The 13,183-nt window shown below is 40.0% G+C and carries 11 protein-coding genes; 4 read left to right on the plus strand and 7 right to left on the minus strand.

Annotation, left to right across the window (positions count from 1 at the left end):
* Positions 1–44: 44 nt before the first annotated feature.
* Positions 45–1,205: a molybdopterin molybdotransferase MoeA gene (locus tag CVS81_RS05405; RefSeq protein WP_103606534.1), complete on the minus strand. Its 1,161-nt coding sequence runs from the start codon at positions 1,203–1,205 to the stop codon at positions 45–47.
* A gap of 2 nt (positions 1,206–1,207) precedes the next feature.
* Positions 1,208–2,476: a UDP-N-acetylglucosamine 1-carboxyvinyltransferase gene (gene murA, locus CVS81_RS05410; protein WP_103606535.1), complete on the minus strand. Its 1,269-nt coding sequence runs from the start codon at positions 2,474–2,476 to the stop codon at positions 1,208–1,210.
* Positions 2,477–2,614: 138 nt separating this feature from the next.
* Here murA and CVS81_RS05415 point away from each other — a divergent pair, with 138 nt between their 5' ends.
* The 4 genes from CVS81_RS05415 to CVS81_RS05430 are packed head-to-tail and all read left to right on the plus strand — an operon-like array spanning position 2,615 to position 5,147.
* On the plus strand, positions 2,615–3,295 hold the full coding sequence (locus CVS81_RS05415) for an NlpC/P60 family protein (RefSeq protein WP_103610146.1): 681 nt from the start codon (positions 2,615–2,617) through the stop codon (positions 3,293–3,295).
* The gene (locus tag CVS81_RS05420; protein WP_107965337.1) at positions 3,279–3,854 is read left to right on the plus strand and encodes a rhomboid family intramembrane serine protease; all 576 of its coding nucleotides are present in this window, start codon (positions 3,279–3,281) and stop codon (positions 3,852–3,854) included. The genes CVS81_RS05415 and CVS81_RS05420 overlap by 17 nt, the downstream gene beginning before the upstream one ends.
* Positions 3,841–4,653, plus strand: coding sequence for a ferritin-like domain-containing protein (locus CVS81_RS05425; RefSeq protein ID WP_107965338.1), 813 nt, complete (start codon positions 3,841–3,843; stop codon positions 4,651–4,653). The genes CVS81_RS05420 and CVS81_RS05425 overlap by 14 nt, the downstream gene beginning before the upstream one ends.
* Complete coding sequence (locus tag CVS81_RS05430) at positions 4,650–5,147, plus strand: SixA phosphatase family protein (protein ID WP_107965339.1); 498 nt, start codon at positions 4,650–4,652, stop codon at positions 5,145–5,147. Before CVS81_RS05425 ends, CVS81_RS05430 begins: the two co-directional genes overlap by 4 nt.
* A 956-nt stretch (positions 5,148–6,103) precedes the next feature.
* Here the strand turns inward: CVS81_RS05430 and CVS81_RS05435 are convergent.
* Genes CVS81_RS05435 through CVS81_RS05455 form a run of 5 tightly spaced genes read right to left on the minus strand, consistent with a single transcriptional unit; the run spans position 6,104 to position 13,157 of the window.
* Positions 6,104–6,595: a flagellar protein gene (locus CVS81_RS05435; RefSeq protein WP_107965340.1), complete on the minus strand. Its 492-nt coding sequence runs from the start codon at positions 6,593–6,595 to the stop codon at positions 6,104–6,106.
* A gap of 4 nt (positions 6,596–6,599) precedes the next feature.
* A complete protein-coding gene (locus tag CVS81_RS05440) occupies positions 6,600–7,946 on the minus strand; it encodes a TolC family protein (RefSeq protein ID WP_107965341.1) in 1,347 nt (448 codons plus the stop codon).
* A gap of 1 nt (position 7,947) precedes the next feature.
* On the minus strand, positions 7,948–9,876 hold the full coding sequence (locus tag CVS81_RS05445; protein WP_107965342.1) for a MacB family efflux pump subunit: 1,929 nt from the start codon (positions 9,874–9,876) through the stop codon (positions 7,948–7,950).
* A complete protein-coding gene (locus tag CVS81_RS05450; protein ID WP_107965343.1) occupies positions 9,877–11,070 on the minus strand; it encodes an efflux RND transporter periplasmic adaptor subunit in 1,194 nt (397 codons plus the stop codon).
* A gap of 53 nt (positions 11,071–11,123) precedes the next feature.
* Complete coding sequence (locus CVS81_RS05455; RefSeq protein ID WP_107965344.1) at positions 11,124–13,157, minus strand: ATP-dependent helicase; 2,034 nt, start codon at positions 13,155–13,157, stop codon at positions 11,124–11,126.
* Positions 13,158–13,183: the final 26 nt, after the last annotated feature.

Consider the following 13,183-nt stretch of genomic DNA (forward strand, 5'->3'; position numbering starts at 1 on the left):
AATGAAGTCCGCATTTTATCAGATTGTTTTTCATTTGTCAAGGATTATGGAAGTTTTATAAGTGAAATTTCACTATTTTGTAAAATTTCACCTTGATCAGGACTAGTTATCAACACAAAATCACTCTTTAATATATGATTTATCATGCCTGAGCCATATTTTCCGCCGTCAGTTGCTATAAATTTGCCATCAGTTATATTGCCAAAAACCGCATTTGCTCTACCTGATTTTACCTTTAAATTTTCGCTATTTATAGCTTTTTGCGTCACAAAACACTCACTTTTTAGAAGTGGCAAAACAAGCATCATCGTGCAAAGATAAGCAGCCATAGGGTTGCCAGGCAAGATAAAAACAAGCCTGCCATCTTTTTCATAAGCCTTGCAAGGTCTGCCAGGTCTTATGTCAAGGTGCGAGAAAATTTCGTTGTATCCAAGCTCGCTTAGGGCTATCTTCATAAAGTCAGCCTCGCCAGCGCTTGCTCCACCAGAGCAGATAACGATGTCGTAGTTTGCAGCGTTTAAAAACGCCTGTTTTACAGCATTTAGCTCATCTTTTATAATGCCAAGATATGAGCTTTTTTGACCGATTGAGCTAAGAAGTGCAGCGATGCCAAGTGCGTTTGCATTGTAAATTTCATCCTCGCTCGCTCTTTGCCAAGGCTCGATGATTTCGTTTCCGCTTGAGTAAATTCCAACACTAGGCTGCTTTTTAACTTCTATAAAGCTTATGCCCTGAGCCGCTAGCATCATCACGCTTCTTGTGTTTAAAATTTCGCCACTCTTTAGTAAAATCTCACCAACCTTTGTCTCTTCGCCTTTAAAGCGGTAAGCCTCGCCTTTTTTAAGCTTGGCTGGCGCTTTTACAAACTCTCCCTCAACGACGCAATCTTCAAATCTCATGACCGTGTCAGAGCCTTTTGGCATCTTTGCGCCTGTCATTATCTTCACGCACTCGTTTTTGCCGATAGCTAGCTGCTCTTTATCGCCTGCAAAGGCACTTGCGATTATCTTATAAGGCTCATCTTTTTCATCAAATTTAACAGCAAAACCATCAAGTGCTGAGTTATCAAAGCAGGGCAGGTCTTTGACCGCTATCACGTCATTTGCTAAGGTCTTACCGAGAGCCTCGCTAATGGGTAAAATTTCGCTCTCATTTTTTGGTTTAAATTTAGCTTTTAAAGCCTCAAGTGCGTCATTTACTAGCATTTTTACTCCTCAAGCCTAACAATTTTTGCCCCAAGGCTTTTAAATTTCTCCTCCAGCCTCTCATAACCTCTATCAAGGTGGTAAATTCTATGCACCAAGCTCTCGCCATTTGCGATAAGAGCGGCTAGTATCAGCGCTGAGCTTGCTCTAAGGTCAGTCGCCATGACATCAGCTGCATTTAAATTTGCAGGGGCATAAACACTTGCGATGTGACCATTTAGGCGGATATCAGCGCCCATTCTAGCTAGCTCACTAACGTGCATAAATCGGTTTTCAAAAAGCCTCTCGTCTATCGTACTAACGCCATTTGCTGCTAGACAAAGCGCCATAAACTGAGCCTGCATATCGGTTGGAAAGCCTGGATACTCAGTCGTTCTTATTTCGACTGGTTTGATGGCTTTAGCTGGTAATATCGTGATCTTATCGCCATCGATCTCGATGCCAAAGCCCATCTCTTCAAATTTATTTAAAATGGCTGTCATATGCGCAGCATTTGCCTTTGTGACCGAAATTTTGCTATTTGTGATAGCTCCAGCGCAAAGGTACGTGCCAGCCTCGATCCTATCAGGAATAACCTCGATATCACAAATTTCAAGCAGTTTTTGACCGCTACCAGTGATCTTTAGCTCGCTCGTGCCGATGCCTTCGATCTTAACGCCACTTCTTGCTAAAATTTCACAAATTTGCACCACTTCAGGCTCAAGTGCGACGTTAAAAAGCTCTGTCGTGCCATGCGCAAGAGCTGCTGCCATGATGATATTTTCGCTGCCAGTTACAGTGATCTTGTCAAAAACGATCTTTGCGCCTTTTAGACCATTTGGCGCGGTTGCGACGACGTAGCCTTGCTTTATCTCGATATTTGCGCCCATTTTCTCAAGTGCACTTAGGTGCAGATCTATTGGTCTTTGTCCGATCGCACAGCCTCCAGGGAGGCTCACCTCGCAGTGTCCAAAGCGCGCTAGAAGCGGACCAAGCGTCAAGATAGAAGCGCGCATCTTTCTAACGATGTCGTAGTTTGCCGTGGTCGAATTTACGCTGCTCGTGTCGATACTTAGTGAGTTTTCATCTTTAAATTCGCACTTTGCTCCAAGATTAACTAGCAACTGACAAAGTGTCTTTATGTCAGCGACATTTGGGATATTTGTTAAATTTATCTTATTTTTAGCAAGTAGGGTTAGGGCGATGATAGGTAGGGCGGCATTTTTGGCTCCACTGATCTTTACTTCGCCGCTTAATTTGGCATTGCCTTCTATTTTTAGATAGTGCATCATTATTTTTTGCCTTAAGAAAATATATTTTTTGCCGATTATATTGTTTTTAAACTTAGAGTAAAGAAAACAGGGCGCTATTTTCGCTTTATTTACATTTAAGAGTTAAAATTACGAAAATTAATTATTTTGGATAAAAATATGTTAAGTTTAATAAACAAAAGAATATTTTTTGCACTTTGTATTGCGCTTTTTACAGGTTGTTCTTTCACCTCAAATGAGCCTAAAATCCCACAAAATGACTACAATCAAACCGCCTCTACAAATGGTGACTTTAGCAGACAAACTTCAAGTGAGCTTTTAGACGAAGATGACGGCAGAGCAGATAAAGAATTTGGTTCATTTTTTAAAAAATACTTAAACACTAGAGCAGGGGGCGACTGCTCAGGCTTTGTATCTATCGTAAATGCAAAATATAAAAATATGTATTTTGATGAAAAAACCATCAATAACTACTACAGCAAGGGTGGCAGAAAGTCAAAAGCGATCTACAACTTCTATGAAAGCCAAAATTTGATCACTCATAAAAATCCAAAAAAAGGCGATCTTATCTTCTTTTCAAACACCCTTGGCAAAGGCATACAAAAAAATAAAGACAAGAAAAACGTCACTCACGTTGGCATCGTAACGGCCATACTTCCAGATGAGACGGTCAAATTTATCCACAACTCTGGCGGCAGGATAATCCACAGCTATATGAATTTAAAACAAAAAAACACACACCTAAAGGGCGACAAAGAGATAAATAGCTACGTTGTAAGATGTTCAAACGCTAGCTGCCTAGCGGCAAACAGATTTGCTGGATATGGCAAAGCTAAGTAGCCCAGCTACATTTGCGCTTATCCTTTTAAATTTAGCTGCATTTTTTGGTGTTACCTTTCTGCACTCGCGTGAGCTATGGCTCGCGCTTGGCTTAAACATCTATTTTTTAGAAAAGCTCTATATATTTCAGCCCCTCACATCTATCTTTATACACGCGGGCGCAGGTCACTTGCTCATAAATATGCTCTTTTTATATCAAGTTGGCACGATGAGCGAGCTATATCTTGGCACGAAAAAATTTATCATTTTTTATATCGTTGGCGGCGTTTTGACGCAAATTTTAAGCTTTATTTATATATATTTTGCATTTGAAAATGAGAAATTTATAAATTTAGTAGGTGCAAGCGGCGCTTTGTGTATGCTCTTTGGCATGCTGGCGACCTCGATGCTTTACTCTGATAAAAAGGCGTGGTTTGGCTACTTTGCCATCGTTGTTGCCATGAGCTTTTTGCCGCTATTTATGGGTATAAATGTCGCATGGTACGCGCACTTTATAGGCTGGGCTATCGGCTGTTTGTATGCTAAATTTTACTTAAAGAGAGCAGATGAGATTTTTTGATGAGATCTGGGACATTTTAAACGAGGGCGACGTGGGGCTTAAATTTTTAAAATTTGAGCTGTTTTATGAGAAATTTAGATCAAATTTGGGTATTTATTTTGATGAAATTTCTGCGCCAAATGAGCTAACTACCCCGTGTTACGCTAAATTTTGTGACGTCGTTAGTATGAAAGAGCTAAACAAAAAGGTAAAACCAAAAGATAAAAACCTAAATTTCATACACTCAGTCGCTCACATCGAGTTTAGCGCCATTGACATCGCGCTTGATGCTTGTTATAGATTTAGAGAGCTGCCAAGGGAGTTTTACGAGGACTGGCTGGAGGTGGCTGAGGATGAGATCAGGCACTTTTGTATGATAGAAAATTTGCTCACAAAGCAGGGCGGCAGATACGGCGAGCTAAGTGTGCATGATGGCCTATTTATCGCACTTCAAAAGACCTCAGATAGGCTTACTAGCCGCATGGCGCTACTGCCAAGATATATGGAGGCAAACGGCCTTGATGCAAACGCTCACATCATCAAAAGGCTAGAAGCTGAGGGCGGGCAAGATGAGCTCATTGAGTGCCTAAAAGTCATCTTAAAAGAGGAAGTTTCTCACGTTTATAAGGGTGATAAGTGGTTTAAATTTGCTTGCAAAAAAGAGGGCGTCGATGAGAAAAGCTACTTTGACATCATCTTAAATTTATATCCAAATTCCTTTAAAAGCATTAGAGAGATCAACGAAAAAGACCGCTTAAAGGCTGGATTTAGCGAGGAAGAGCTTAGTTGGATAAAGAATTTCTCAAAGGAGAGATCATGAGCAAAATTTACTTCATAAGGCACGCAAAAGCAGTTGATGAGAACAAAGATGGCGCAAAAGACGCTTCAAGAGAGCTTAGTCCAAAAGGCAAAGAGGACGCTAAATTTATGGCTAGCAGGCTAAAAATGTATGATGTGATGCCTGGAGCTATCTTTTCAAGTAGTGCCAAAAGATGCGAGCAAACAGCAAAAATCATCGCTAAAACTTTAAAATTTAAAGAAAAATCCATAGAGTTAAAAGACGAGCTTTATGATATAAGCTTTGAAGATCTGTTGGAGTTTGTAAGAAATTTAGACAAAAATTTAGATGAAATTTTCATCATCACGCACAATCCAAGTGTGACTGAAATTTGCGAATACCTAAGCGACTCATCGATTGACAATATCCCAACTTCAGGCATTTTTTGCATAGAATTTGAGTGTAAATTTAAAGAGCTAAAAGAGGGCAGTGCAAAAGCTTTGTTCTTTGACCACCCAAAGAAACATCAAAGGTAAGTTTTATTAAAAATCCGCAAATTTATTCATTGCAATTTGACAGACACAAAGGACATCTGTTTATTTTATTTTTCAAATGCAAGTTTTGCTTTTGAACCAAAAAATATTTTCTACTTTTAAAAATTTATCACTCTAGTTTTTTAAAATTTAACCATTTCAAGTTCAAATCACCAATTTTTAAAATTTAACCATTTCAAGTTTAAATTACCAAGCATAAAAGCAAATTTAAAATCAACCATAATTGCAATCCAAAATATGACAAAAGGTAAAATGCAAGGTATTTTATATATTTTGTATTGAAAACTATAATTTTCAAATTGATATTTTAAAATCTTTATTCTGCACTTTTACAAGTTTTAAATGGCTAGATTTGGCTATGTTTTGCATTTTATCTTTTGTGTGATCTAAATTTATCCATTAAATTTGGTGTAAAAATATTTGTAAGAAAATTAGTTAAATTTTACACTTTTCAAAAATTGTGAAATTTGCATTTATCTTATACGTAACTTAAAATTTGATCTACCCTATTTTGAAAAAGTGAGCAAGAGCTATCTTTGGAGTTTGTGGTTCTTGCTTTTAAACGCAGAGCACCGACCTTGCAAAAGCCGCGATAAATGTAAATAAAGTGGCTTACTTGAGCTGGCACTTTGGAGACAAATTTAATCCAAAGCTATTTTTTCTAAAAAGCTAATAAGGCGATCTTATGCATATAAAATTTAAGAGCAGCATAAAATAGAATAAATGCGTGGATATCTCTGTTTTTGTGCACCAAATATTGATCTTACGTGTTAAATTTTGAAGCAATGGGCTAAATTTAGCAATCAAAAGCAACTATAAAATCAAAATTTACGTAAAATTTTAAAGTTGAGCGATCTTGCGTGTTAAATTTAAGAGCAAGGAGTTAAATTTACTATGAAAACACGCCTGAAAACTATTTTTAAAGATAAAGTGCGTAATTAAATTTTATCGTCAAAAAGCGTGCGGATATCTAGTGTGTAGTTTTTGGGCATAAATATCGGTGAGTCTAAAATTTCAAGCAAGCCATCATTAAATGAGAGAAATTCCACTACTCTTTTTGGCTTTCCGGCGGTTTTTATGCTCATATCAGCTAGCCGCACTACCTTTATGATCTGCATTTTATCTGCCGTCCATTCAGAAAAAGCTAGAAATTTAGAGTCGTCTGAAAATAAAAAACAAGCCGTTGCTCTCTCGCTAAGTAAAATTTGAAACACATCGTCATCTTTAACTAAATTTTGATCCAAATTTAATAGTCTTTTTTCGTGGTTTGAAAGCTCATTTTTTAAATTTAGATAGTGCTTGCTATTTATAAAAAGTCGTAGCTCGCCAAGGGTTGGAGCGCCCATAGCGACCTCGCAGCCTTCAAATTTGGCGCTAAATTTGCCATCACTGCTGCATGCGTTTGCCTCGTAGTCCCAAGCCGAGCTCATAAATTTACCTATTAAATTTGCCTGCCATGGCTTTGTAGATATTTAGCTCATCTTGTAAAAGCGTGTATTTTGCCTTTAGTAGCCCTATTTTAGCCTCTAGCTCGCTATTTTTAGCCTCTAAAAACTCTTTTAGCTCGACCTTGCCGTAGGAGTATTTTAGCTCGTAAATTTTTGAAATTTCCTCGTAGTTTTTTATCTGCTCTTGGTAGTTTGTAAGTAGTGCTTCATCATTTAAGTAGCCTTTGTAAAATGCGTCTATCTCGTTTAATGCGCTATTTAAAGTGCTTATGTAGTTTAGCTTTGCAAGCTCGAAATTTGTCTCGCTAACCTTTAAATTTGACTTTAGCTTGTGGTAGTTTAAAAATGGTAAATTTAGAGCGACATTGCCATTTAGAAATTTAAGGCTAAAGGCTTCCTCTTTTTTGTCGGTGCTGCTTTTGAGGCTGGCTCCTAGCGTGATGCTTGGATAAAACTCTTTTTGGCTCGCTTTGTAGTTTAAGATGCCCTCTTCTATGCGGAAAATGGCCGCTCTTAGATCAGGGCGGTTTGCTATGGCGCTTGTTGGCACATCTAGATCAACGCCCACGCTTTTTACAGGGCTTAGCGTGAGGCCTTCAAATTTAAGCTCAAATTCTGGCCTCTCATTTAGCAAAATCCTAAGCGTTTTTTTAGCACTCACAAGCTCTTTTTTGGCACTTTCTATCTTATTTTGAGCGCTTAAAAGCTGTGAGTTTATCTGCTTTAAGCTTAACGCCTCCTCTTTGCCAAGCTTAAATTTAAGCCCAACTATCTCATTTAGCTTGTTATAAATTTCTAAAATTTGCTCATAAGTTTTGATGCTCTCATTTAGATATAAAATTTGAAAGTAAGCGTCTGCCACGGAGTTTATCACGCTTAGTTTGCCAGCCTCTAGATCAAATTTAGTAGCCCTTGCCTCAAACATCGCTGCGTCTTTGCTATTTGCTAGCTTTTGCCAAAGATCAAGCTCGTAGCTAAGCCCTATGCTTGAGCCAAAACTTCTAGTGACCGCGCCGCCCTCTTTTATATTTTTGCTACTTCCAGCCTCAAAACCAGCGTTAAAGCTTGGGATTAAATTTGCCTGCAAAACGCCAGCTTGAGCGAGCGCTTTATTTACATTTATTGCCGCTTTTGCAAGATCAGTATTGTTTTTAAGCGCAAGTTCTACAAGCTCATCAAGGTAGCTTTGCTCATACTGCTTCCACCAAAAGGTGTCTAAATTTAGCTCACCACTGGCGTTATCTTCAAGTAAAATTTGCTTGTAGTTTTCATCTATATTTTTAACAGCGCAGCCGCTTAAAACGAGCACTAAAGCTAGGCTTAGAAATTTCATATTACTCCCTTGAAAGCGCATCTATTGGATTTAGTTTTGAGGCGTTTTTGGCAGGCATGTAGCCAAAGATTATGCCAATGGCCATCGACGTGACAAGTGCAAGCACGATCGAGCCGTTTGAAAAGATCATGCTAAAGCCGTTTAAGAAGTTGTTAAAGATGTAGCCGATCGCGTAGGATAGGACGATGCCGATGGCTCCGCCGATAAGGCAAAGCAGCACCGCCTCTATCAAAAACTGCTGCAAAATGTTGCTCTGTCTAGCTCCGATCGCCATTTTTATGCCTATCTCTTTGGTGCGCTCGGTGACTGAGACTAACATGATGTTCATGACACCTATGCCCCCAACTACGAGCGAGACGACGGCGATGCTTGAGATGAGAAGGCGCATGGTCGAGATGGTCTCTTCGATCGTTTGCTTGATGCTGTCTGAGTTTCTTGTAAAAAAGTCCTTTTTGCCGTGCTTGATCTCTAAAAGCTCGGTTAGTGTTTTTTCGGCGATTTGCGCATTGACGCCCTCATTTACTTTGGCGGTGACTGAGCTTATAAATTTATCTCCAGTGACCTTGTTTAGCACGGTCGTGTATGGAGCGTAAATTTTAAGCGTGCTTGAATCGCCCATCTTAAAATCATCCTTTTGCAAAACGCCGATAATGCGAAGTGGCTTTTTATTAAAAAGTATGATCTTGCCGATAGGATCATCATTTTTAAAGATGCTATTTTTAGTGTTTTGATCGATTAGTGCGACTGAAGCGGAGTTTAAAACCTCGTCTTCATCGTAAATTCTGCCCTCTTCTAGCTTTAGCCCATTTACATCAAAGCTCCCTACCCCACCGCCTTTTAGGCTCGCACTTAGCGAGATATTTTCATAGGTTAGCACGCCTGAAGTGCTTGTATTTGGCGTGACTGAGTCTAAAAAGGACTGCTTAGCAAGCATGTTTGCATCGCTTATGGAGAGCGTTTTTACCTTGCCTGAGAGCATATCGCCAAAGCCTTTACCTGGCATGATGTCGATCGTGTTTGTGCCGATCTTTCTGATGCCAGCTAAAATTTGCTCCTGCGAGCCTTTACCAAGGGCAACGACACTAATAACCGCGGTGATACCTATAATAATGCCAAGCATCGTTAAAAGCGATCTTAGTTTGTGCGCTAGCATCGCATTTACCGACATTTTAAAGCTCTCAATTAGCTGGTCTTTATAGTAGGTAAATTTGCTCTTTTCTGGCTGAGTTTGCTTGCTAGCTTCATAAATTTTGCTATTTTTGACATTGTCGCTTACGATGTTGCCATCTTTTATCTCGATCACCCTACTCGCATACTCTGCGATCTTTGGGTCGTGCGTGACGATGATGATGGTGTGGCCTTTTTTGTAAAGATCAACTAAAATTTCCATCACCCTTAGCCCACTTTTGCTATCAAGCGCGCCAGTTGGCTCATCAGCCAAGATGATCTCGCCGCCATTCATCAGCGCCCTTGCTATGGATACCCTTTGCTGCTGTCCGCCTGAAAGTTTGTTTGGTAAATTTTTCGCTTTTTCGCTAAGTCCAAGTGAGCCAAGAAGCTCATTAGCTCTTTTTTCTCGCTCGCTCTTGTTTGCACCTGCGTAGATGCTTGGTAGCGCTACGTTTTCAAGGGCGTTCATCGTGCTAAGCAGGTTATATCTTTGAAATATAAAGCCAAATTTATCTCGTCTAAGCTTGGCAAGTGCGTCGCTATCAAATTTTGATATTTCTTTGCCATCAAGCAGATACTGCCCACCACTTGGGCTGTCTAAGCAACCAAGGATGTTCATCAGGGTAGATTTACCAGAGCCAGACTGACCGATGATCGCTATAAACTCGCCCTTTTTTATCTCTAAATTTATGCCATGCAAGATCTCTATCTCATTGTCACCTAGCTTAAAGCTTTTAGTGATGTTTTTTAGGCTTATCACTTAAAACTTCTTATGTTCTTTTGCGATCATCTTAGCGATCTCGCTTGATGAGCCTTGAGATGTGATGATCTCGTCGCCCTCGTTTATGCCGCTGATGATCTGCGTATCGAGGTTGTCTTTTATGCCGGTTTTGACCGCTGTTTTTACTGGCTTGCCATCTTTTAGCACATAGACAAAAGTGCCGTTTTCATCTTTTTTGATGCCGATGCTTGGCACGATGATGGCGTCCTCGACATTTGCTATTAAAAGTTCGTTTTGTGTGGTCATGCCTATTCTTAAAATTCCATCTTTATTATCAACGATGCTTTGTGCGTAGTAATAAACCGCCGAGCTGCTGCTTGAGCTACTTAATGAAGACTTACTGCTGCTACTTGAGCCGTAGCTGCCGTCACTTAGCGTAGTAAGCCCTGGGTCGATCGAGCTAACAGTCGTTTGAAATTTCTTCGTTGGCTCAGAGAGGATCGAGTATTCAACTGGTGTGCCGACTTTGATCTTGGTGATGTCGCCCTCGGCTATTTGCATCTTCATCTTAACTCGGCTAAGATCAGCGATATTTACGATAGTTGGCGTAGTTTGGTTGGCATTTACAGTCTGACCCTCCTCAACCTGCACGCTTACAACCGTGCCATCTCTTGGAGCGGTGATCTTTGTGTAGCCTAAATTTATCTTAGCGGTGCTTAGCTCGATATTTGTCTGCTTGATCTGCGCTTCAAGCTCTTTTATCTTGGCACTATTTGTACTATATGTGTTTTTTGCGCTTTCAAATTCTTGCTTTGAGGTGGCGTTTTTAGAAAAGAGCGCGTTTTCTCTATCAAACTGCGTTTTAGCGATATTTAGAGCCACTTTTGCACTTTCAAGCTGAGCCTTGTAGATGGCCAGTTGAGCCTCTTTATTGTCTATGCTATTTTGCTGGGTCGAGCTATCGATGCTTGCGATCATATCGCCCTTTTTTACCTGATCTCCAAGCTTAACATATAGCTTTTTTATCTGACCGCTCACCTGAGCTCCCACGTCGATTAGCTCGGTAGCGAAAATTTCTCCAGTTGCATCGACCTTTTTGCTAAATGAGCCCTTCTTTGCCTTTTTGGTGATAAACTCCACCTTTTCATCTTTTATATTGAAAAATTTATCATAGACGAAGTATCCGCCAACGCCTAAAATAAGCAGGATTATTAAAATTTTAGATTTTTTCATCGCTTCTCTTTGTAAAAAATTGGTAAATTCTACTTCACAAGAGTAAATACTCTTTAAGCTTCCTCTTTTGCCATGCCAGCCTCTATCAAAAACCTACTTGGCTGATAATTCACCTTCTTTATCTTGTCGTATTTTGCATAGCTAAGATATAGCTCATCTTTAGCCCTTGTTACTGCCACATAAAAGAGCCGCCTCTCTTCTTCTAGGCTGCCACCCATGCTCATTAGCTTTAAATTTGGAAAGCGATTTTGCGCAAGATCTACGATAAAGACTTGGTCAAATTCAAGCCCCTTGCTCGCATGCACGCTAAGCAAGCTAACGCCCTGCCCTTCGCTCATCTCGTTGCTGCCAAGAGCTAAGAAGTTATAAAATTTACTGATATCTTGATACTTTTTAGCTAGCTCGCTTAGCACCACGCTCTTTGCCATTATGCGCTCTTTGACCTCTTCTTTTAGAGCTAGATCGACGTTGCCATTTTTTAGAGTTGCCCTTTTTGTGCTGAGATTTTCAACGATTAACGAGTAAATTTTACTAGTTTTTATCTCATTTATCATCGTGGCTGGCTTTGAGATATTTCTCATGCCTCTTAAAAAGTTGTAAATTTCATATAAAAACTGCGCCCCACTCTCGCTTAGCTTTTGTAGTTTTAGCACAGGGTGTCCTAGGAATTTATCGCTAAAGCCAAGCTTAGAAAACCTCGAAACTTCGGCAAATTCGTCAAGGTCGTCAAAAAGGCCTAGCTGGTAGTTTCGCCTTTTATTTGATGAGATATTTACGCTCTCATCTGGCTCAACTATCCCTTTTATCAAATTTCCATGTCCAAGCTTCAGTAACGCGTCAAAAATTTCTTTGCTAACTGCGCTGCCAACGCCCTTTGCGTATTCGCAGATGTGAATAAATGCCATTATATCTTTTGGATTGACATAAATTCCCATGATGTCGATGAGTGCCTTGATCTCGCGGCTCTCAAAGAAGCTCACCCCGCCCTTTCGCTTTGAGCCGATGCCTCGCTCTTTTAGCGCGACTTCTATGCCGTCAGCTGATGAGTTATTTCTAAAAATTATGGCGATATTTTCTCTATTAAATGGCGAAAGTGAGATGATATCAGCGATATTTTGATACTGATCAAAAAGCTCGTTATAGACAAGCAGCCTTGGAGGTTTGAAATTTCCCTCGCGACTAACCGTGAGGTGCTTTTCATAAAGCCTTGGATTGTTATTTATCACCTTGTTTGCAAGGGCAAGTATGCTCGAGCTTGAGCGGTAATTTACATTTAAAGCGTAGATATTTGCGTTTGGGAAGCGATCTTTAAACGAGCCTATGATCTCGATATTTGCGCCGTTAAATGCGTAGATGCTCTGGTCAAAATCGCCCACGCAAAAGAGGCTCTTTGTCTTAAATGCGTCTATTAGGCTACCTTGAAGCGTGTTTGTATCTTGATACTCGTCGATCAAAATTTCATCATAAGATAAATTTGCTCCCTTTTTTAGCTCGTCGCGCATCTTTATGAGAAGGTCGTTAAAATCAGCGTAGGCAAATTTAGCCTTTTCAGCCTCAAACTCCTCTAAGACATCTTCATAAATTTCAGCATAAACGCCCTGCTCTTCGCTCTTATCGCTTATCCATTTGCCAAATGTTGTGCCTTGTTCGCTGTTTTGAAAGAGCGAGTAAAGGTCGTATAGATAGGCTCCGCCATAAGGCTTGACGTCGCTTAAATGGTAAAATTTACGCCTCTCAACAAGACTTTTTAAAAGCGTCTTTAGCTCGCTTGGCTGCTTTAGCGTGACGCCTTTATCAAGGCTTTTTAAAAGCGAAAATGAGACCGAGTGGAAAGTGCCTGCGGTGATTTTGGAGGTGATTTGTTTGTCAAAATACCTATTTAAACGCTCTATCATCTCGCTGGCTGCTTTGTTGGTGAAAGTTAGAAGCAAAATTTTCTCTGGCTTTACGCCTAAATTTAAAAGATGAGCGATGCGCGCGACAATCGTGCTAGTCTTGCCAGTGCCAGCTGAAGCGATGATGAGATTGTGTCCAAATGGCGCAGTTGCGGCGGTGTATTGTTCTTTGTTTAACCTAGATAAGGGCATTGTTTCCTCTTTTTTAAAAAGGCCTA

This window comes from Campylobacter concisus (genome assembly GCF_003049065.1).
Lineage (GTDB): Bacteria > Campylobacterota > Campylobacteria > Campylobacterales > Campylobacteraceae > Campylobacter_A > Campylobacter_A concisus_BE.